The sequence below is a fragment of the Actinoplanes sp. NPDC051388 genome (genome assembly GCF_055586225.1).
The window spans coordinates 160629-181860 of the sequence record NZ_JBVJIP010000010.1 but is presented as its reverse complement, the minus strand read 5'-3'; the positions used below and the strand labels follow the sequence as shown (position 1 = coordinate 181860).

At 71.5% G+C, this 21232-nt stretch carries 16 protein-coding genes; 6 read left to right on the top strand and 10 right to left on the bottom strand.

Features of this window, described 5'->3' with window-relative positions; translation table 11 throughout:
* Nucleotides 1-80 precede the first annotated feature (80 nt).
* A complete protein-coding gene (locus ACZ6TI_RS25360; protein WP_465347616.1) occupies nucleotides 81-542 on the top strand; it encodes a gamma-glutamylcyclotransferase in 462 nt (153 codons plus the stop codon).
* Here ACZ6TI_RS25360 and ACZ6TI_RS25355 read toward each other — a convergent pair.
* The 4 genes from ACZ6TI_RS25355 to ACZ6TI_RS25340 all read right to left on the bottom strand — a co-directional run bounded on the left by ACZ6TI_RS25355 (nucleotide 539) and on the right by ACZ6TI_RS25340 (nucleotide 3913).
* Complete coding sequence (locus ACZ6TI_RS25355) at nucleotides 539-1504, bottom strand: GNAT family N-acetyltransferase (protein WP_465347615.1); 966 nt, start codon at nucleotides 1502-1504, stop codon at nucleotides 539-541. The genes ACZ6TI_RS25360 and ACZ6TI_RS25355 overlap by 4 nt on opposite strands.
* A 41-nt stretch (nucleotides 1505-1545) precedes the next feature.
* A complete protein-coding gene (locus ACZ6TI_RS25350; protein WP_465347614.1) occupies nucleotides 1546-2283 on the bottom strand; it encodes an SCO6745 family protein in 738 nt (245 codons plus the stop codon).
* Nucleotides 2284-2348: 65 nt separating this feature from the next.
* On the bottom strand, nucleotides 2349-3278 hold the full coding sequence (locus ACZ6TI_RS25345; protein ID WP_465347613.1) for a hypothetical protein: 930 nt from the start codon (nucleotides 3276-3278) through the stop codon (nucleotides 2349-2351).
* Nucleotides 3278-3913 carry an MBL fold metallo-hydrolase gene (locus tag ACZ6TI_RS25340; protein ID WP_465347612.1) on the bottom strand — a complete coding sequence of 212 codons (636 nt, stop codon included), beginning with the start codon at nucleotides 3911-3913 and terminating at the stop codon, nucleotides 3278-3280. Before ACZ6TI_RS25340 ends, ACZ6TI_RS25345 begins: the two co-directional genes overlap by 1 nt.
* A gap of 112 nt (nucleotides 3914-4025) precedes the next feature.
* On the opposite strand from ACZ6TI_RS25340, the gene ACZ6TI_RS25335 reads away from it, so the two are divergent.
* The gene (locus tag ACZ6TI_RS25335) at nucleotides 4026-4967 is read left to right on the top strand and encodes a DUF4349 domain-containing protein (protein WP_465347611.1); all 942 of its coding nucleotides are present in this window, start codon (nucleotides 4026-4028) and stop codon (nucleotides 4965-4967) included.
* Here the strand turns inward: ACZ6TI_RS25335 and ACZ6TI_RS25330 are convergent.
* Complete coding sequence (locus tag ACZ6TI_RS25330) at nucleotides 4964-6223, bottom strand: amidohydrolase (RefSeq protein WP_465347610.1); 1260 nt, start codon at nucleotides 6221-6223, stop codon at nucleotides 4964-4966. The two genes, ACZ6TI_RS25335 and ACZ6TI_RS25330, sit on opposite strands and share 4 nt — an antisense overlap.
* An 84-nt stretch (nucleotides 6224-6307) precedes the next feature.
* Nucleotides 6308-7876 carry an acyl-CoA mutase large subunit family protein gene (locus ACZ6TI_RS25325; RefSeq protein ID WP_465347609.1) on the bottom strand — a complete coding sequence of 523 codons (1569 nt, stop codon included), beginning with the start codon at nucleotides 7874-7876 and terminating at the stop codon, nucleotides 6308-6310.
* Between the two features lie 156 nt (nucleotides 7877-8032).
* On the opposite strand from ACZ6TI_RS25325, the gene ACZ6TI_RS25320 reads away from it, so the two are divergent.
* The 3 genes from ACZ6TI_RS25320 to ACZ6TI_RS25310 are packed head-to-tail and all read left to right on the top strand — an operon-like array spanning nucleotide 8033 to nucleotide 12199.
* A complete protein-coding gene (locus tag ACZ6TI_RS25320) occupies nucleotides 8033-9910 on the top strand; it encodes a serine/threonine-protein kinase (RefSeq protein WP_465347608.1) in 1878 nt (625 codons plus the stop codon).
* Between the two features lie 27 nt (nucleotides 9911-9937).
* A complete protein-coding gene (locus tag ACZ6TI_RS25315) occupies nucleotides 9938-11581 on the top strand; it encodes a phospho-sugar mutase (RefSeq protein ID WP_465347607.1) in 1644 nt (547 codons plus the stop codon).
* 45 nt (nucleotides 11582-11626) lie between these two features.
* Nucleotides 11627-12199, top strand: a complete 573-nt coding sequence (locus ACZ6TI_RS25310; RefSeq protein WP_465347606.1) for a hypothetical protein — start codon at nucleotides 11627-11629, stop codon at nucleotides 12197-12199.
* A gap of 966 nt (nucleotides 12200-13165) precedes the next feature.
* Here the strand turns inward: ACZ6TI_RS25310 and ACZ6TI_RS25305 are convergent.
* The 3 genes from ACZ6TI_RS25305 to ACZ6TI_RS25295 are packed head-to-tail and all read right to left on the bottom strand — an operon-like array spanning nucleotide 13166 to nucleotide 19223.
* Nucleotides 13166-13849, bottom strand: coding sequence for a GOLPH3/VPS74 family protein (locus ACZ6TI_RS25305; RefSeq protein WP_465347605.1), 684 nt, complete (start codon nucleotides 13847-13849; stop codon nucleotides 13166-13168).
* Between the two features lie 45 nt (nucleotides 13850-13894).
* Nucleotides 13895-17209, bottom strand: a complete 3315-nt coding sequence (locus ACZ6TI_RS25300) for a CDP-glycerol glycerophosphotransferase family protein (protein WP_465347604.1) — start codon at nucleotides 17207-17209, stop codon at nucleotides 13895-13897.
* On the bottom strand, nucleotides 17202-19223 hold the full coding sequence (locus ACZ6TI_RS25295; RefSeq protein ID WP_465347603.1) for a bifunctional glycosyltransferase/CDP-glycerol:glycerophosphate glycerophosphotransferase: 2022 nt from the start codon (nucleotides 19221-19223) through the stop codon (nucleotides 17202-17204). The genes ACZ6TI_RS25300 and ACZ6TI_RS25295 overlap by 8 nt, the downstream gene beginning before the upstream one ends.
* 158 nt (nucleotides 19224-19381) lie before the next feature.
* Here ACZ6TI_RS25295 and ACZ6TI_RS25290 point away from each other — a divergent pair, with 158 nt between their 5' ends.
* The gene (locus ACZ6TI_RS25290) at nucleotides 19382-19876 is read left to right on the top strand and encodes an acyltransferase (RefSeq protein WP_465347602.1); all 495 of its coding nucleotides are present in this window, start codon (nucleotides 19382-19384) and stop codon (nucleotides 19874-19876) included.
* 70 nt (nucleotides 19877-19946) lie between these two features.
* On the opposite strand, the gene ACZ6TI_RS25285 is transcribed toward ACZ6TI_RS25290, so the two are convergent.
* A complete protein-coding gene (locus ACZ6TI_RS25285) occupies nucleotides 19947-21230 on the bottom strand; it encodes a nucleotide sugar dehydrogenase (protein WP_465347601.1) in 1284 nt (427 codons plus the stop codon).
* Nucleotides 21231-21232: the final 2 nt, after the last annotated feature.

Here is a 21232-nt window from a genome sequence, read left to right as displayed (position 1 = left end):
TCCATAAAAAGCGTGCTGTGCGTGTCAACACGCACCCCTCATATTCTCCCTCACCCGCGACTGCGGTTATCGTCATCGCCGTGCGTCATTACGCCGCGTATGGCTCAAACCTGGATCCGGCCCGCATGCGGGCCTACTGTCCGCACTCGCCCATGGTCGGCGTGGGGTGGATAGAAGGCTGGCGGCTGACCTTCGCCGGCGAGGGCGACATGGGCTGGGAGGGGGCGGTCACCACGATCGTCGAGTCGCCCGGCGACCGGGTCTTCGTGTCGCTCTACGACGTGCATCCGTGGGATGCGGCGCAACTCGACGAGGTCGAGGGCGTGACGGCGGGGGCATACCAAAAGCTCACCGTGCGTGTTGTCTCGCTCGAGGGTGAGTTCAGCGCGTGGGTCTACGTCTTCGACGGCTACGAGGGCGGCATGCCCACGGCCTGGTATCTCTCCGAGATCGCGAACGCGGCGGAGAAGGCCGGCGCGCCCGACGATTACGTCAACGAGCTGCGCCAGCGCCCCACCCACACCGCGAAGCCCGACGTCTAAGCAGCCGTCCGCACGGTGCGCTGATAGATGTTCGCCTCGTACATCGCGTGCATGCCCACCGCGAGATAGAGCCGCACCGCCTGGGTCGGGTTCTCCATGTCCACGCCGAGACCCGCCCGGCTCCGGCCCTTCCCGGCATAGATGGCGAAGGCGCGGCGCAGGAGCGCCTCACCCACACCCCTTTTCCGGTACGCCCGGAGCACGCCCAGGTAGCGCACGAAGCCCTCGTCGTCCTCCGCCCCGCCGTCGGTGGACTGCAGCGCCCCGACGATCCGGCCGTCCACCTCGCCGACCAGCCATTCGTCCCAGGACACCGACGACTCCGCCGCCACCCGCGCACGCCACGTCTCGAAATCGGTGGACCGGTGATCGGAGTCCTTGAAAGCCTCCTCGATGACCGTGTGGAACGCCCGCAGCTCGTCCTCGTCGGCCGCGTTCACCGGCCGGATCGTGACCCCGGCCGGTGGCTCGGGCGGGACCGGCGAGACACCCTCGAGCGACATGGCCATCCGGGCGTTCAGCTTGATGAACTCGAACCCGGCATCGGTCAGCGCCGCGATCCACGGCTTCTCGGTCGGGATCGCCCCGGCCCGCACGGTGTAGGGATCGATGCCGAAGCGCGCCCCCCGCTCGGCGGCCCGCTCCAGCAACAGCGCGAGCAGTGGCCGCTGAGCCGGCACGCCGCGCTCGGGCCATACGTAAACCTCGATGAACTCCCGCTCTCCGGCGGTGGTGTTGTCCGGATAAGCCCAGCCCACGATGTCGCCGTCGGCGTCCAGCGCGACCCAGCAGTCGACCGACATGTCGGTGTTCGGCGCGGTCAGCGCCTCCCGGACCTCCTCGGCCGTGAAATCCGGTTCGCCCACCGCCGCGATGTCACTGGCATGCACCAGCTTGAGCAGCTCGGGAACGTCATCGATGGTGGGTCGCCGGATGCTCCAACCGGCCGGAAGCTCGCTCACCCTGGCATCCGACCACAATCGCGGACGGCTCGGAAGCGGTTTTACCGGGTCAGGCGCGTGCTCAGCGACTCGAGCAGCCCGCACAGCTCGACCCGCTCCTCCCGGCCCAGGCTGCCGTACGCCTGACCGGCCAGCGCGTCGGCCACCGACTCCGCCCACATGAGACGGCGGACGATCGGGCCGGCCGGCGGATAGGGCGGCTGCCAGCCGAACGCGACCGCGCCGGTCTCGCCCTCCGGCCCGGCGATGATCGCCTCCAGCGGGGTCAGCCCGCTGGCCCGGATCGCCACCACCTGCACGCCCATCCGGTGCTCGTGCAACAGATGCAGCTGCACCGCGGCCAGCGCGCCGGGCGCGGTGTCCGGCACCGGCATCGCCCGCCACGCGGCGAACAGCGGCAACCCGGCGGCGTCCACGGCGGACACCACGCGACGCGACAGCTCGAGCAGCCGGCCCACTCGCGGGAAGCCGCCGACCTGGTCGGCGCCCCAGCGGCAGAGCTCGTGCAGGTGCCAGGTGGCGACCTCCATCGGCTCCGAGGTCTTCGCGGTGGCCTCCCAGCCGTCGGTCACCGCCTCGGGCGCGATGAACCCGATCGCCGCGGTCACCGTCTCCGGCCGCACGTCGCCGAGCGCGCCGGCCCGAGCCGACACGTGGTAGGCCCACCCGGACAGCCCGAGCAGCCGGGCCCGGCGCAGCGTCTGGGGCGATTCGGCGAAAGCGCCCACGAGCTTGGCGAGTCCCGGTTTGGCGTTGGCGGCGGCCTGTTCGGGGGTCACCAGGCGATTCTGCTCTCCCGGCTCGAATCTGAAAAACCGCACTGTCCGAATATGAAAATGCCCTGTCAGTCGGCGAGGGTCGCGTCCAGGTCCTCGATGGCCGCTTCGGCGTCACCGACCCGGCGCCGCGCGGCCGCCGCCTCGCGTTCCGCCGCACGTCGGGCCAGCTTTCGCCGGCCCACCTCGGCCTGCGCCTCGGTGCGCCGGCGTTCCAGTTCGGCCAGTTCGTTGTCGATGTCCTCGACGGCATGACCTGCGTCACGTTCCGCGGACTCCGCCCTGTCCAGTTGATCGTCAGCGCGCTTCTCGGCGGACTGCGCGGCGGTCAGCTCCCGCTTCAGCTCGCGACGGCGCTCGGCGGCCTCCCGGCGGCGCTTCTCCGCGGCCGCCCGCTCGCGTGCGGTCGGCCGGTCCGGGGCGCCGTCCTCGACCTCGTCCTCGTCCTCGTCGGCCTCGGGCTCGTCGTCGACCGCGGTGTCGTCGCCGCTGATCAGCCGCAGGCGGGGCCGGGGCACCTCGCCGAAGCCCGCGTACGTCGCCGCGCGCACCAGCCGCCCGCTGCGCACCTGCTCGGCGACCTCGGGCTCGGACATGGCCGCGGTCAGGGTCGCCTCGACCTCGTTCAGCGGCAGCTTGCCGGCCAGCCCGCGGTCCTCCTTGACGGCTAGTTTGCGTGCCTCGTTGACCAGTGCGGAGACGATCTGGCGGCGTTGCGTGGACAGCTCCCGCAGGTCGTCACCCTGCAGCGTGCGCTGGGCCACGCGCAGCGCCTCGGCCAGCTCGACCAGCTGGTCGATCAGCTCCGGCTTGCGCTGGGCGAGCAGGTTGACCAGCCAGGCCGCCACGGTGGGTTTGCGCAGGGCGGTCAGCTGCTTCACGGCCTCCTTGTCGCCGGCCTTCTTGGCGTCGGCGATCGCGGCGGACCGGGCCGCCACGAAACCGTCCGGCGGCGCCTCGTACATCCGCCGGATGATCAGATCGGTTGCGGCGGGCATCAGTCGATCGTGGTGCCCGGCGCGACGCGCGCGAAACTGGTGCCGGACAGCCGCTCGAGATGGCCGGCATAGACACCCGCGCCGGTTTCGGTGACCAGCGCGTCATGCAGGGCGAAGGCGCGCGCCGGGGCCACCGTACGGGTGAAGTCGATCGACTCGGAGAGCTTGGCCCACGGGGCGTTGAGCGGGACGAACAAGGTCTCCACCGCGGCGCCCTCGGGCGCCACGAACGAGTCGCCCGGGTGATAAAGGTTGGCCGAGCCGTCCGAGATCAGAAAACCGAGGTTGGCGATCTGCGGGATGTCGGCATGGATGATCGCGTGCCGTCCGCCGAATGCCCGGACGGTGAACCCGGCGGCGGTGAATTCCGCACCCGATTCCACCGCGGTCACCTGCGCCCCGGTCTCGGCCAGTTTCGCCACCACATCCGGATGGGTGACCACCCGCAGGTCCGGATTTTCCGCCACCGCCGCGGTGAGCGCGTCCAGATCGATGTGGTCGAAGTGCTCGTGGGTGACCAGCACGGCATCCGCGCCGGTCAGAGCCTCCCGCTCACTGAACGCGCCCGGGTCGACGACCAGCACGCCGTCGCCCTCGATGCGCAGACAGGAATGCGTGTACTTGGTGACGCGCACGATATCCCTCCGTCGCCGAATCGTGACTCCCCAACCCCGAGTCTGCCGGAACCGAAGGTCGCGCGCCGCGCGTCTGACCGGGGCATGCCGAAACGGGGTTCGGGAGGAAGCAATGCGTATCACACGAATGATCGGGGCCGCTCTGGTGGCCGGAGTCTTCTTATTGTCCGGTTGCGGTTCCGGCGACGACAGCACCCAGAGCTCGTCCGCGGCCGAGCCCGCGATGGGCCAGGACGCCGGCGGCGCGCCGGGCGCCGGGGCGCTCAACGAACAGGCCGCGCCGGACGCGGCACAGGGCAAGAACGAGCCGGCCCAGGCGCCCGACCTCAGCATCGACCAGCGCTCGATCATCTACACCGGCTCGATCACCGTGCGCGTCAAGGACGTCGGGGCGGCGGCCGCCCAGGCCACCGGTTACGCGACCGGCGCCGGCGGGTTCATCGGGGCGGACAACCGCAACAGCGGCGCCGGCGGCAGCGATCACGCGTCGCTGACCCTGCGGGTGCCGGCCGCCAAGTTCGGCGCCGTGGTGGATCAGCTCGCCGGGCTGGGCGAGCCGTCCGAGCGCACCATCAACACCGAGGACGTCACCGAGCAGACCGTCGACCTGGACGCGCGCATCGTCGTGCAGCAGGCCCGGGTGGACAGCGGCCGCAAGCTGCTGGCCCGCGCCAACTCCCTGGAAGACCTGGTGATGCTCGAACGGGAGGTGGCGACCCGGGAGTCCGATCTGGCCTCTCTGCAGGCCAAGAAGCGGCGGCTCGCCGACCTGACCGCACTGTCCACGATCACCGCCGTGCTGCTCGGGCCGACCGCGCAGACTCCGGCTGGTGACGACGACCCGGCGCCGGGCTTCCTGGCCGGCCTGCGCGGCGGCTGGGACGCCCTGGTCGCGTCGCTGTCGGTGCTGGTCACCGTGCTGGGCGCGGTGCTGCCGTGGCTGATCGCCCTCGGCCTGCCGGTGTGGGCGGTGCTGTGGATCTATCGCCGCTACCGGCCGAAGCGCCCCGCCGCCCTCGCGCCCGCCGCCCTCGCGCCCGCCGAGAAGGACTAGAAAGCGCCGGTGGAGAGCGCTGCCAGGGCGGTGTGCACCATGACCCGCACGCCGTAACCGATGCAGCGCTCGTCCACATCGAAGTTGCTCTGGTGCAGGTCGTATCGGACGTCGCTGCCCGGGGTGCCGGTGCCGAGCCGGATCATCGCGCCCGGCACGTGCTCCAGATAGAACGAGAAGTCCTCGCCACCCATGCTGATCTCGGCCTCCACGACGCGGTCGGCGCCCAGCGCGGCGCCGGCCGCACCGGCCACCACGGCCGAGGCCATCCGGTCGTTGATCACCGGCGGCACGCCGCGGGTGTATTTCACGTCCACCTCGGCGCCGGTGGCCGCGACCACGTCCCGGACCAGCCGGGTGACCAGCTCGGGGGCGTCGCGCCAGGCGTCGCGGTTGAGGATCCGGACGGTCCCGCGCAGCACGCCGGTCGCCGGGATCGCGTTGAACGCCTCGCCGGCGTGCACCGCGCCCCACACCATCGACACGCCGGCCCGCGGGTCGGTGCGCCGGTCGAGCAGCGCCGGCACGTCCACGATCACCCGGCCCAGCGCGTGCACCAGGTCGGCGGTCAGATGCGGGCGGGCGGTGTGGCCGCCGGGGCCGTGCAGGGTGACCTCGACCGTGTCGGCCGCCGCGGTGAACGGCCCGGACCGCACCCCGACCAGCCCGGCCGGCAGCTGCGGGTAGCAGTGCAGCGCATAGATCGCGGCGACGTCGCGCAGCGCGCCGGCGGCGATCGCCTCGGGAGCGCCGGACGGCACCGTCTCCTCGGCCGGCTGGAAGATCAGCCGCACCCGGCCCGGCAGCTCGCCCTGCTTGTCCAGCTGGGCCAGCGCGAGCCCGAGGCCGAGCAGCACGGTGGTGTGCACGTCGTGGCCGCAGGCGTGCGCCACGTTGTCCACGGTGGAGCGGTAGGGCACGTCCTTCGTGTCCGGCAGCGGCAGCGCGTCCAAGTCGGCGCGAAAGGCGATCACCCGGTCGCCGCGGCCGACGTCGCAGATCACACCGTTGCCCTTGGGCAGCAGCTCCGGCTCGAGGCCGGCCGCGGTCAGCTCCTTGAGCATGCGGGCGGCCGTCTCGAACTCGTGGTGGGACGGCTCGGGGTGCGCGTGGAGGTGCCGGCGGATCGCCACGAGCTCGGCGCCACGAGCCGCCAGCCAGCGGTCGAGCTGGCCGGGCAGTGGGTCCGCGCCGGGCGGCGGGCCGGGGAAAGTTGCCACGTCGATGCCCTCCGGCACCCTCAAAGCACTGGTCACGTCGTTTTCACTGTCACTTTCGATCATCACGGCTCGGCGAGCCTAGACCGTTCAACGCTATTGGATCGTGGAGGTTACCCCGGCTCAGAACCGCTCGACCGGGCGGTAGACGCCCCAGACCCCACGCAGCGTGTGGCAGACCTCTCCGACGGTGGCACGCAGTCGCAACGCCTCGCGCATGAAGGGCAGCACGTTCTCCGTACCCTGGGCCGCCTTTGCCAGGTCGGCCAGCGCGGCCTCGACCGCCACGCCGTCCCGCTCGCCGCGCAGCGTGGCCAGGCGGGCCACCTGGCCCGCCTCGATGGCCGGATCCGCGCGCAACGCCTGATATTTCTCCTCGCCGTCGGTCGCGAAGCGGTTCACCCCGACCACGACCCGGTCGCCGCCGTCGATCTCGTTCGCGATCCGATAGGCCGAGGTCTCGATCTCGTGCTTCTGGAAGCCCTGCTCGATCGCGTCCACCGCGGAGCCGAACGAGAACACCCGCTCGATCAACTCGGTGGCGATCCGCTCCACCTCGTCGGTCATCGCCTCGATCGCATAGGACCCGGCGAACGGGTCGACGGTGCCGGTCAGCCCGCTCTCGTAGGCGAGCACCTGCTGGGTCCGCAGCGCCAGCCGCGCGGACTTCTCGGTGGGCAGCGCGAGGGCCTCGTCATAGGCGTTGGTGTGCAGCGACTGGGTGCCGCCGGCCACCGCGCCGAGCGCCTGGATCGCCACCCGGATCAGGTTGACCTCGGGCTGCTGGGCGGTGAGCTGCACGCCCGCGGTCTGGGTGTGGAAGCGCAGCATCATCGACTTCGGGTCCTTGGCGCCGAAGTCGTCGCGCATGATCCGGGCCCACATGCGCCGGGCGGCCCGGAACTTGGCGATCTCCTCGAGCAGGGTGGTGCGGGCCACGAAGAAGAACGACAGGCGGGGGGCGAAGTCGTCGACCGCCAGGCCGGCGTCGATCGCGGCGCGCACATATTCGATGCCGTTGGCCAGGGTGAACGCGATCTCCTGCGCGGGCGTCGCGCCGGCCTCGGCCATGTGGTAGCCGGAGATCGAGATGGTGTTCCACTTCGGAATCTCGGTGCGGCAGTACGCGAACGTGTCCGCCACCAGCCGCAGCGACGGCTTGGGCGGAAAGATGTAAGTGCCCCGGGCGATGTACTCCTTGAGGATGTCGTTCTGGATGGTGCCGCTCAGCGCGCTTGCCGGCACCCCGTGCTCCTCGGCGACCAGCTGATAGAGCAGCAGGAGCACCGAACCGGGCGCGTTGATCGTCATGGACGTGGACACCTGGTCCAGCGGGATGCCGTCGAAGAGGCGGCGCATGTCGTCGATCGAGTCGATCGCCACGCCGACCTTACCGACCTCACCGTGCGCGATCGGGTCGTCCGAGTCGTACCCCATCTGGGTCGGCAGGTCGAACGCCACCGAGAGACCCATCGTCCCGGCGGCCAGCAGCTGGTGATAGCGGGCGTTGGACTCGGCCGCCGTGCCAAATCCGGCATATTGCCGCATAGTCCACGGGCGCTTGGTGTACATGGTCGGGTAGACGCCTCGGGTGTAGGGGAACTCACCCGGCGCCCCGGCCGCTGCGTCGGAGCCGCTCAGCGACGCGGCGTCGTATACCGGTTTGATCGGGAAACCCGATTCTGCATCCACGTTTCCGATCCTAAGTCCGCACGGTGTGCGACGGCTTGCGCACCCTTCGCTGTGTGGCCTTATCGAAAGCGACACCGACTTTCCGAAAAGGGGTCGGAAGCGGCAAGATAACGGGGTTCGGTCCCCCGGCCCCTACATCCCCTCGGTGGCATCTCTGTGACTCAGATTCCGACGTGGAGCAGTGGCAACATGGCTCCTCCCAGCGGACGCGCAGCTCCAGGCACGCTCATCGGTGGGCGATACACCCTGCGGGCAGCGGTCGGCCACGGGGGCATGGGCACGGTCTGGCGGGCGGCCGACACCCTCCTGCGACGAGACGTCGCGATCAAGGAGGTCATCCTCCCGCCCGGGCTGGCGCCGAGCGACCGCGACTCGATGTACGAGCGCACCATGCGCGAGGCCCGTGCCGCCGCCGCGCTGCAGCACCCGGCGGTCGTGCAGGTCTACGACGTGGTGCACGAGAACGGCCGCCCGTGGATCGTGATGGAGCTGCTGGACGCCCGCAGCCTGGCCGACATGATCATCGAGGACGGCCCGGTCGCGCCGCGGGTGGTCGCCAAGATCGGCATCGCGCTGCTGGGCGCGCTCGAGGTCGCCCACGCGCACGGCGTGCTGCACCGCGACGTGAAGCCGGCGAACGTGCTGATCTGCTCCGACGGCCGCTGCGTGCTGACCGACTTCGGGGTCGCCCGGATGCCCACCGACGTGCAGCTCACCACGCCCGGCATGGTGCTCGGCTCGCCGCACTTCATCTCGCCCGAGCGGGCCATGGGCCACGAGTTCGGCCCGCCCAGCGACCTGTTCTCGCTGGGCGTGACGCTCTACACGGCGGTCGAGGGCCGGCCGCCGTTCGACAAGGGCGACCCGATCGAGACGATGCACGCCGTGGTCGAGGACCCGCCGACCCCGACGGTCCGGGCCCTGTCGCTCGACACCGTGCTGATGGGCCTGCTGGAAAAGGACCCGGCCCGCCGCTTCGACGTGCAGACCGCGCGCACCATGCTCCGGCAGCAGCTGGCCGGGCCGCTGGCCAGCAAGTCGCCGCCGCACATGATGACCGACCCCTATTCGGTGGTGCCCAGCCAGCGCCCGCCGGCCGCGGAGACCCAGCAGATCCCGCCGGCGCCGCGCCCGAGCGGGCAGATCGGCGGGCGGGCCATGCTCGCGCCCGGCGAGTCGCTCAGCGGCCACCTGGCCAAGATCAAGCAGGGCAAGCGCCGCGCCCCGGGCCAGACCGAGACCATGGCCGGCGTCCCGGCCGCCGGCTCGGACACCACCGCCGTGGTCCCGCCGCGCGCGGCCTGGGACGGCAACCGCGCCGCCCACGAGCCCTGGGGCGGCGGCACCGTGGTGCAGTCGCCGGCGGCGAAGCGGCGCGCGATGGTCAACAACGCGGCCGGCGCGGTGCGCGACACCACGGCGCGGGCGGTCACCACGGTCAAGGGCTGGTCGCGTAACCAGCAGTTGATCGCGGGCGGCGGCGCGCTGGCCGTGGTCGTGGTGCTGGTGCTGGTCTTCGCGCTCTCCGGCGGGGACGACCCGGCCACACCGGCGCCGGCGGCCGGCCCGAGCGAGGCGCCGGTGGCCGCCGCGTTCCCGACCCAGGAGTACAAAGAACGCGGCATCAACGTGAACGTGCCGAAGGGCTGGAGCAAGAAGGCCTCCGGTGTCTGGGTGGACTACGTCGACCCCGACGACAAGCTGCGCAAGGTCCGCATCCTGGTGGAGAACTCCAGGTCGACGCCGGAGAAGTTCCTGGGCGTTGCGGAGAGCACCCTCAAGAACCGCTCGACCAGCTGCCCGAAGCCGTACGACCGGGTCGACCTCAAGCCGATGTCGATCGCCGGGCGCGACGGCGCGGTGCTGGAGTACACCTGCGGCACCGGCCCCGACGCGCGGCACGGCCTGTGGGGTGCGGTGATCGAAAACGGCAAGGCGTACTCGTTCTACCTGACCACCAAGGAGTCCCGGTTCGCCGACAGCAAGGCGATCTTCGACGAGATGGCCTCGTCTTACGCCCTGGAGAAAGCCTGATCACCTCCGGCGTGATATTCACGGGGGATGACTGACGACCTCCGCGCCGCGGGCGAAGCCTGGCTCGCCGACGATCCCGACCCGGCCGCCCGCGCGGAGCTCCAGGCACTGCTCGACGGGCTGCCCGGCACGGCCGATGAACTGCGTGATCGGTTCGCCGGCCCGCTGACCTTCGGCACCGCCGGGCTGCGCGGCCAGCTCCGGGCCGGCCCGAACGGCATGAACCTCGCGGTGGTCACCAGGGCGGCGGCAGGCTTGGTCGGCTGGCTCGAGGCCACCGGTGGGCAAGGTCCGTTGATCATCGGGTACGACGCCCGGCACGGTTCGAAGGCCTTCGCCGAGCGCACCGCCGAGGTGGCGACCGGCGCCGGGCGGGCAGCCCGGCTGCTGCCCGGGCCGCTGCCGACGCCGGTGCTGGCCCATGCGGTGCGGGCCCTCGACGCGGTCGCCGGCGTGATGGTCACCGCCAGCCACAACCCGCCGCAGGACAACGGCTACAAGGTCTATCTGGGCTCGCAGCTGGGCGGACTGTCCGGCGCCGGCGCGCAGATCGTGCCGCCGGCCGACGCCGAGATCGAGGCCGCCATCCAGGCCGTCGGCCCCCTCACCGACATCAAGCTGGGCCCGCCCGGCGAGGTGCTCGACCAGTCGATCGTCAACGGATATGTCGACAGCGCCGTCGCGAGCACGTCGTGGTCTCCGGTTGACCGGCGGGACCTGACGGTGGCGTACACGCCGTTGCACGGTGTCGGCGGCGACGTCCTGGTGAGCGCCTTCGAGCGGGCCGGCTTCCGCGCCCCGAGCGTGGTGCGCGAGCAGGCCGCACCCGACCCGGACTTCCCGACAGTGCCCTTCCCGAACCCTGAGGAGAAGGGCGCGATGGACCTCCTCCTGGCGCACGCCACGCTGATCGACGCCGACCTGGCGATCGCCAACGATCCGGACGCCGACCGCTGCGCCGTGGCGGTGCGCCGCCCCGGCGGCTGGCGCGCCCTCACCGGCGACCAGCTGGGCGCCCTGCTGGCCGACCACCTGATCAGCCGCGGCGTGACCGGCACCTATGCCACGACCATCGTCTCCTCGACCATGCTGCGGGCCGTCTGCGCCGCCCGGGGTGTGCCCTACGGCGAGACGCTGACCGGCTTCAAGTGGATCGTCCGGGCCGCCGAGGACCTGGCGTTCGGCTACGAGGAGGCGCTCGGCTACTGCGTGGCCCCCGCGATGGTCCGCGACAAGGACGGCATCACCGCGGCCCTGGTGCTGGCCGACCTGGCGGCGTCCCTGCGGATGACCGGCCGCACCATCGCCGACCGCCTGGACGATCTGGACGTCGAGTTCGGCATCCACAAGACCGACCAGCTCTCGGCCCGCGTCGACGACCTCACCAAGATCACCGCAGCGATGTCCCGGGTCCGGGCGAACCCGCCGGAAGAGCTCCTGGGAATGCCGGTCACCTTCGAGGACCTGCTCCCGGAGAACGACATCCTCCGCCTGACCACCCTGCGTGCCCGGGTGGTGATCCGCCCGTCCGGCACCGAGCCCAAGCTCAAGGCCTACCTGGAGGTGGTCCACCCCACCACCCACGAGACCCTCGCCGAGGACCGCGCAACGGCAGACCAGTCCATGGCCACCCTCCGAGCCGAGACAGCCACCGCCCTGGGCCTGGCCTGACGGAAAGGCCGCGCCAAGCGTGACCAGGTCGGTAATCTCCGGACAATGGCTGCTATCTTGCTCTGCCCGGTGTGCGGTTGGGCCGACGACGTATCCATGGAACGGGTCGGCGATCTGATCCGCTACACGTGCGCGGGACGGCATCCCGACGGGCACGAGTTCATCTGGGAGATGACGCCGGAGCGGGCCGCGGGCGGCGGAGCCGTTGGACCGGGCGGCGATGGAGTGACCGCGGACCTCTTCGACCCGATGCTGGAGTGCGTCATCCCCGGCGAGCCGTTCGTGGAATACGGAATCGTCGAACACCGCCTGTCCCAGAGATATCCCGACCTCTACCGCGCACACATCGCCGAGCGCGGCCACGTCATGCTGGCACCGAGCCGCGTGACCGCCTCGAACTCACGCTTCGGCCCCACCCTCGTCCGCCTGGCGGCGAGCGGCCTGGTCGTCCGAATCTTCGAACGAGCAACCGGCGCCTGGTCTCCCAACGGAAAGACCACCTACTGGGCACGCCCCGGCACGCCGGCCAACCAGACCCGCACGTGGGCCGACTATTGCCAGGAAATCGGCCGCCCAGCCGGCTGGACCGACGAGGACCGCGCCGCAGCCTCCACCTGACACCGCCCGCCGCAAGGCCAAAATCCACCCTGGCGTCACGGCCTCCAGCCGTCACGGCCTCCAGGCGTCGTGGCGGGCGCGGCGGCGTGGGGTCGTGGCGTCCAGCCGTCGCAGCCTCCAGGCGTCGTGGCGGGCGCGGCGGCGTGGCGTCCAGCCGTCGCAGCCTCCAGGCGTCGTGGCGGGCGTGGCGGCGTGGCGTCCAGCCGTCGCAGCCTCCAGGCGTCGTGGCGGGCGTGGCGGCGTGGGGTCGTGGCGTCCAGCCGTCGTGGCGGGCGTGGGGTCGTGGCGTCCAGCCGTCGTGGCGGGCGTGGGGTCGTGGCGTCCAGGCGTCGTGGCGTCCAAGCCCAAGCGTCACGGCGTCACGGCGTTCAAGCGGCGCGGCGTCCAAGCGGCGCGGCGGCGCGGCCTCGAGCCCGCCGAACCAATGCCCTGCCCAGGTCAAGCCAGCCCAGCCGAGGCCAGCACCGCGTGGCTCAGCAGCCCGCGACGTCCTGATTCACCGATGAATCGGAAGGCCTGACTCAGGACGTCGCGGGCTGCTGGGACGCAGGGGTTTGCCTCGTGGTGAGTCTTCCGTGAATCAGGTCTATAGCGCCCGCAGAAGGTCACCCCCGAGGCCGCAGGTGCCGCGCAGCCGCCGGGGGTGCCGCGCAGAGCCGCGCGGCCGCCGCAGAGCCGCGTAGCGGCCGAATACCGCAGCCGCCGCAGAGCCGTGTAGCGGCTGAAATGCCGCGAAGCCGCCACGGTGCCGCGTGGCCGCCGGAATGCCGCGTGGCCGCCGGAATGCCGCGTGGCCGCCAGAGTGGCGCGCAGCGGCCAGGGGTGCCGCGCAGCGGCGGGGGTGAGTGGGCACGGGCGTCGCCGTGCGGGTGCATTGGGTTGGACGCGCAGCGGCCTTGATGTGCCCGTGCGGTCCTCGGCGGGAGCGGCGGTCCGCACCCACCACCCGGCTACGACATCGAAGTTCTATGCCTGCTTGGGGGCGCCCAACGCCGCGGAGATCGCCCGGCCCAGTGTGGCGACGACCAGCGCCACCGACGGGCGGACGATCGAGTCCTCCAGGTTTGCGGTGCCGCTGAAGCCCGCGCCGTTGGCGATCTCCTCGAGCCGGCGGTGGGCCTCCGCCGCCTCCGACGGGGGCAGGCGCAGCGCCGGCTCCATGCGGGTCGCGGTCAGCAGGGTGGCCAGGGCGGCTGTGCGCTCGTCCGGCGCCTCGTGGGTGATCAGTGCCTCGGCCAGGCGCTTGCGGATCTCGGCCTCCACCGCCGGGTCCGTGGTCGGGTAGCGGTGCACGTGGATGACGCCCATCTGGGTCTCGTCCACGTCGCGCACGACGCCGCGGGCGACCAGGTCGGCCAGGACGCGGGCGCGGAGGCCGTGGCGCAGGCGCTGCAACCACTGGGCCGGCGTGTGCGGGTCGTCCGCGGCCGCCTTGGCCAGCACCGCGTCGGCGATCGACTCGCCGATCGGAGTGGGGTCGTTGACCTTGAGGAACCCGTCGACATACGCGATCCGGCCGGCCAGCGCGAGGTCGATCATGACGGCCGCAGACATGGCGAGGTCGAGTCCGATCCGGGACCCGGTGGCCTTGCCGGTCTGGTCGTCGTACGCGAGGAGGAGAAGTTCCTCAGCGAGCGCGATGGAGGTCATGCCTCTGAACCATAGTGGCCGCAGTCACCAATGAAAGCCCCGAGGTCAGCGGCCGGCATCGAGCAACCAGTCCACAAGCCGGGCGGCGGCGCGCCCGTCACCCGTATGGGCGTGCGTCTCGGCGAAGCGCTTGGCGGCCGGTTCGTGCTCGGCAGCAACGGTCTCCAGGTCGCGCAGCGCCGCCACCACCTCGTCCGTGGTGCGCAGCAACGGGCCCGGCGCGGCTGTCGCCAAGTCGACATTCAGCCCGGGCGACGCTTCGAACTCCTCGAGGTCCGGCACATAGAGCAACACCGGCCGGCCGGTCACCGCGTGGTCGGCGAGGATGCCCGAATAGTCGGTGATCAGCACGTCCGCGGCCAGCAGCAGGTCGGCCATGCTCGGGTAGTCCGAGACGTCCAGCACCGCGGGCGCCAGACCCATCACGTCGTCGGCCAGGCCGGGGTGGCGGCGCACCAGCAATTCCTGGCCGGGTGCCAGGGCGGCCGCCACCCTGGGCAGGTCGAGCAGGCGGCCGGGGTCACTCCAGCCGCGCTTGCGCAGGTCCATCGGGCGGCGGGTGGGCGCATAGAGCACCAGGCGGGTGTCCGCGGGCAGTTCCAGCCGGCGCACCACCTCGGCCCGCGCGGCCTCGGCGTCCTTACCGTGCAGCGCGTCGGCCGACGGGCGGCCGAACTCGAGCACCTGGCCGTTGAACTTGAGCTCCCCGCGCAGCAGCGCGGAGGCCGAGTTGTCCGGCGAGGCCAGCGCCGTCCAGCTCTTCGCGTCGGACTGGATCTGCTTGATCAGGTCCTTGCCGAGCGGGTGGGACCGGGCGCGGGTGCCGATCCGGGCGATCGGCCAGCCACCGCCGAGCCGCAGCACGGTCTGGCCGGACTTCGGCTTGAACCAGAGCGGCAGGTCGTCGTTCGCCACGATCCAGCGGCTGGTGGCCAGGGCTTCGTACCAGGCCTCGCTGTGCAGGGCGACGCGCTCGGCGCCGGGCGGCACCAGCTGGCCCTGCTCGGAGGTCCACAGCGCGGGCGGCGCGTCCGGCCGGCGGACCAGCTCGGCGAGCACCGCGGCCGGGTCGTCCAGGAAGCGGCGGCCGGGCGCGGCGTCGAAGAGCACCACGTCGCGCAGCGGGCCCCAGCCACGGGTGCGCAGCGACTCGTCGGCGACCGGCTCTGGGTCGACGGTCAACGCGGCCCGCTCGATGGTGATGCGCCGCAGCACGCAGCGCACGCCGCCGGACTCGCCGGTGGCCGGCAGGGCGTGCAGCGCGGCCGTGGTGAACGCCAGCGGCACGATCGTGTCGTGGTGCCGCCCGGCGCTGTGGAACGAGAGGTCCCAGGTGCCCGCCACCAGCGGCAGCGGCCCGGCCAGCGTGGGCACGGCGGCCGGATCGACCACCACGGTCCACGCGCCGTCCGTGGTGCGCAGCGGCAGCCGCAGGTCGCGGCGGCGGCCGCGCAGCCGCAGCATCAGGTTGCCGTCCAGCGGGCGCGGGCTGTCCCCGGTGAGCACCAGGGCGCCGTCCGCGCGCCACTGGACCGAGGTCACCACCGGGCCGGTCGGGCGGGTGGCCAGCAGCGCCAGTCCGGCGACCGTCGCGGCGGTGAACACCTCGTCGGTGCCGACCACCGTGCGGGTCTGCGCGTAGTCGTCGCCGGCCGCCAGGTGCGCGGGCTTGTCCTTGATGATCAGGTCCAGCGAGAACTGCTGCGCGTAGAGGCCGGTGGCGTGGTTGTCCGAGTGGTCGTCGAGGGCCAGGCCGACCAGTGGGATCCGGGCGACGAAGCCCCGGTCCGCGGTGACCTCGACCGGCACCGAGCGGGCCGGCACCTGCTTGCCGCGGCGCAGCTCGAGCCGCACCGGGCCGGACGGCTTGCCGCGCAACTTGCCCCGCAGCACCAGGTCGTCGCCGTCACGGTGGCTCGCGGTCAGCCAGCCGGCCGCCTTGAGCACCTGCAGCCGCAGCCGGCCGCGCTTGGTGGCCGACGGGGTCACCCAGATGCCGTCGTCGACCCGGTGCCGGCCCAGCGTGGCGGCCAGCTCGGGGGCGAGGCGCAGGCCGTCGCGGCGCAGCTTGACGCCGCGGGTGGCGGCCACCGCGACGGTCCAGCGGCCGTTCTTCCACTGCCCGCCGGACTTCAGCGACTGCGGGTCGACGGCCACGGTGAAGCCGCCGGCGTCGCGCGGACGGCTGCGCAGCGGCACCTTGCGCCCGCCGTCGTCGGGTGACAGCCAGAGCATGCGCAGTGACGGCCACGGCCGGGGCACCGAGCCGCCCGGCACATAGGCCCAGCCGGTCAGCTCGAGCTTGCCGTCACGCCAGGTCACGTCCTGCACGCCGGACTCCAGCTCGGGCGGCGGCGCGGGCTTGGCCGGCCGGAAGCTGCGGTCGATGTTCTCCAGCAGCTCGTCGACCCGGCGCTCGCGGATCAGCTCCCACTGCCGGCGCACCTTGACCGGCTGCCGCTCGATCGCGCCCGGGTCGACATCGTCCAGGTAGGCGGTGGCCAGGTCCATGAAGGTGAGCCGGAACTCCTCGGAGGCGGCCGGCAGGAACTTCAGGTAGCTGCTCAGCTTGTCCCAGATCGCCTGCTCTTCATAGACCTGCCGGAGCTCGTGGTGGCCGGACTCGGTGAGCATCTTGCGCACCAGGTTGACCGAGTAGAACCGGTCGACCAGGTTGCGCAGGTCGTTGTCGGACTGGGTGATCGAGCGGACCGCGCCCTCGCGCACCCGCCAGAAGTAGATCGTCTCGTTGACCACCGCGACGCTCTTGGCCCGGGCGTGCGCGGGCACGCAGACCGGCACGTCCTCGAAGAGCCGGCCGGGCGGGAACTGGAAGCCGTGCCGGTCCCAGAACACCCGGCGGAACAGCTTGTTCCAGATGGTGCGGTCGCGCAGCAGCTTGGGCTCGACCGACACGTGCGCGTGCAGATCGGTGGTGGAGATCGCCTCGTTGTGCGGGTAACCCCGGTGATGCCCGCGCGAGGTGAACCGGTGCACGCCGCCGCTGGCGAAGTCGGCGCCGCCGGCCAGTGCCTGCAGCAACGTCTCATAGGCGTGCGCGGCCAGCACGTCGTCACTGTCCACAAAGGCCAGGAACTCACCGGTGGCGTGCGGGATGCCGGCGTTGCGGGCGGCGCTCAGCCCGGCGTTCTCCTGCCGGATCAGCCGGAACCGATCGTCCGCCGCGACGAACTCCTCGGCGATCGCCACGCTGCCGTCCGTCGCACCGTCGTCGACCATGATGACCTCGATCTCGCGGTGCGTCTGCCCGCGGATCGAGTCGAGACAGTCCCGCAGGAAAGCCTCGACGTTGTAGATCGGCACGATCACACTGACGAGCCCTGGAACGAGCTCAGGCATCGATGGGTACCTTCCGGTCATCGGTGGGTGACTTCTCGCCGAGGAAGACCCGGCGGACGACTCTCTCGGCCGCGTGGCCGTCCTCGAGCGAACAGAAACGCCGGCGGAACCGGGCCCGGGCCGCCGCCGCGGTCTCATCGGCGATCGCGCCACTGCGGAACGCCGCGAGCAACTCCTCATATGACCGCGCGAACACCCCGGGGTGCTCGGTGGCCAGGTCGAACGTGACGCCCCGGACGGCTTTGTAGATCTCCCAGTCCGGCGCGAAGATGACCAGCGGCTTGTCCAGCACCGCGTAGTCGAACATCACCGAGGAGTAGTCGGTGATCAGCACGTCGGCGGCCAGATAGAGCGTCTCGACCGACGGGAACGAGGACACGTCGGTGACCCTCGGGTGCCGCGGCGGGAAGCCGATGCCGCCGTAGAAGTAGTGGCCGCGCAGCAGCACCCGGGTGTCCGGGCCGAGCGCCTCGGCCAGCGCGTCCACGTCCAGCACCGGGGTGAAGGCGGCGTGCCACTCGCGGTGCGTCGGCGCATAGACCACCACCCGCTCACCGGGCTCGATGCCGAGCTCCGCGCGGGCCGCCGCCACGTCGGCCGGGGTGGCCAGGGCGAGCCGGTCGTTGCGCGGATATCCGGTCTCCAGCGTCTCCCCCGGCACCGGGAACTGGCGGTCCCAGAGCAACGTGTTGTGCCGGTTGGCGGTGATGCTGAAGTCCCATTTCTCGATGTTCCGGCGCAGCCGATTGGCGTCGTATCCGACCGTGGAGGCGGGGAACTTCGGCTGGTCCAGGCCCATCGTCTTGAGCGGCGTGCCGTGATGCGTCTGCACCTGCAGCTGGCCCGGGCGCTTGACCACGTCGGGCGGGAAGGTGGCGTTGTTGACCAGCCACTTGGCCCGCGCGACGGTGCGCCAATAGGCACGGCTTCCGGCGATCACGAACGGCACGCCCCTGGGCAGGTCTTTCTGCTTGCCGGGCTTGACCACCCAGACGCCACGCACATTAGGCGCGAGTTCCTTGGCCTTCTCGTAGATCGCCGCCGGATTGCACGCATAACCGCGGTACCAATACGCCGCGTAGACCGCCAGATGTTCATCGATCGGCCGGCGCAATTGCATCGCGTAATAGGACTTCATCAGGCGTTTGCGCAACCCCGCACGGACTCGCGCCGGGGTGCGGCGCAGCGCGCCGAGCGCGCCTTTCACCCGCCGCTTCGCCTGATGCACCGGGTACGCGGGCAGCGCCGGCCCGTGGTGCTCGGCACTGAGCGCGCCGACCCGCTCATAGAAGGCCCGCCGCTCCCCGGCCGGCACCCGCCGCCCGTCGTGCAGGATGCGCAGCAGGGCGCCGACCGCCGCACCGGGCTTGGCCGCGCCCTCGGCGAGCACCGCCGCCCACTGGTCGACGGCCTCCACGTGGCGCTTCGAGCGGGTGCCGCGGATCGAGCCCCGGCGGTCCAGCCGGTGGATCACGCAGACCGCGTCGAGCTTGGTCACCTTGTCCACCCGGGCCAGCACCAACCGGGTGAAGCTGACGTCCTCGTACCACCCCGGGCGGAACCGGATGCCGCCGGCCAGCAGCCACTCACGGCGGATGACCAGCGCGGAGATCGGGGCGGCGGACGGCGTCCACGGCTTGACCGACCGGTTCCAGCGCTCCTGCGCCAGGCCGACCTGCAGCACGTCGGCACCCGTCTCGGCCAGCTCGCGGAGCACCGCGTCGAGGGCGCCGGGCACCAGCCGGTCGTCACCGTCGACGAACCAGACGTAGTCGCCGGTCGCCGCGTCGAGACCTGTGTTGCGCGCCGGGCCCGGACCCGCGTTGCGCTCCAGGTGCACCACCGAGAGGCGTGGATCGGCCGCCGCACGCTCGTCCAGAACCTCGCCGCTGTGGTCGGGTGACGCGTCGTCGACCCCGATCACCTCGGCGTCCGCGGTCTGGTCGCGCAGGATCGAATCCAGGCACTCCGAGAGGTAGCCCTGGACGCCGTACGCGGGCACGACGACGCTCATCGTTTTCGCCATTTACCTGCGTGAACCGTCCGTGCTGAAGCCGTCAGGGAAGGCGAAAGCGTAACACCGACCAACGAACCGATGACTTCCCGGTTACTGTGTCCCCCGCCTCACGGGTCGGTTACGCGCGCACGCGCGAGGCTTGCCACACTGCCCGCATGGATTTCTTCGTGCACCCCACGGCGGACGTCGAGGACGGCGCTGAGGTCGGGTCCGGGACCAAGGTCTGGCACCTCGCGCACATCCGTTCCTCGGCCACGGTCGGTGCGGATTGTGTGATCGGGCGCAACGTTTATGTCGATGCGAACGCGGTGGTCGGCAGCCGCGTGAAGATTCAAAACAATGTTTCCGTATATCAGGGTGTGACGATCGAGGACGACGTGTTCGTCGGGCCCTGCGCGGTCTTCACCAACGACCTGCGGCCGCGCGCGCACAACGCGGATTGGAAGATCACTCCGACGCTGGTGCGGCACGGCGCGTCGATCGGCGCGAACGCCACGCTGATCTGCGGCATCGAGGTCGGCGAGCACGCGATGATCGCGGCCGGCTCGGTGGTGACCAAGGACGTGCAGCCCTACCAGCTGGTGGCGGGCAATCCGGCCCGGCCTCGCGGCTGGGTCAACGAGGCCGGGGAGATCGTGTCGCGGAGCTGACTGGCTCCGCTTCGCTCCGCGGCGATCGCCTTGTAACCGGTGATCGCAGCAGTTACGTGGCGACGACTAGTTACCCGCCGATGACGATGCGGCGGATTCCGGGCAGCCGGTCCGGGTCCGTCGTGCGGCGGCCGTCAACCAGCACCTTGACGCCGGGCAGGTCGTCGCTGGTCAGGGTGCGATATTCGGCGTGGTCGGCCTGCAGGATCGCGGCACCGAGGTGCTCGCCGCGATGCGCCGGCAGGTCATGCGCCTCGAGTTCGGCGACGGAGTACATCGGGTCCGAGACATACGGTGTCGCGCCGCGCTTGCGCAGCTCGTCGACCGTGCCGAAGACGCCGGAGAAGGCGGTCTCCTTGACTCCGCCGCGATAGGACGCGCCGAGCACCAGCACGCCCACCCCGGTCAGGTCGCCGAGCGCCGCCGCCAGCAGGTCGACCGCGTAGGCCGGCATCGCGGCGTTCGCCTCGCGGGCCGACCGGACCACCGTCGCCGCCGGGTCGTTCCACAGGTAGAGCCGCGGGTAGACCGGGATGCAGTGCCCGCCGACCGCGATCCCGGGCCGGTGGATGTGGCTGTACGGCTGCGTGTTGCAGGCGTCGATGACCAGGTTGACGTCCACGTCGATGGTGTCCGCGTAACGCGCGAACTGGTTGGCCAGCCCGATGTTGACGTCGCGATAGGTGGTCTCGGCCAGCTTCGCCAGCTCCGCCGCCTCGGCCGAGCCCAGGTCCCAGACGCCGTTCGGCCGGTCGAGGTCGGGCCGGTCGTCGAAGTCGAGGACGGCCTCGTAGAACTCGACGCCGCGCCGGGCCGATCCGGCGTCCACGCCACCCACCAGCTTCGGATATTTCCGCAGGTCGGCGAAGACCCGTCCGGTGAGCACCCGCTCGGGGCTGAAGACCAGCTGGAAGTCGCGCCCGGCGACCAGCCCGGAGCCCTCCTCGAGCAGCGGCGCCCAGCGGCTGCGGGTGGTGCCGACCGGCAGCGTGGTCTCATAGCTGACCAGCGTGCCGGGGCGCAGGCCGCGGGCGATGTCCCGGGTGGCCGACTCCATCCAGGCGAAGTCCGGCACCCCGGCGCCGTCCACGAAGAGCGGCACCACCACCACGACGGCGTCCGACTCGGCGACCGCGGCCGCGGTGTCCGTGGTGGCGGTCAGCAGCCCGGCGCCGACCACCTCCTTCAGCTTCACGTCCAGGTCGGCTTCGCCGGGGAAGGGCGCGATGCCGTCGTGCACGCTGCGGACGGTCGGCTCGGACACGTCCGCGCCGAGCACGGTGTGCCCCTTGGACGCGAACTGAACGGCGAGCGGCAGCCCGATCTTGCCCAGGGCGACGACACAGATCTTCATGC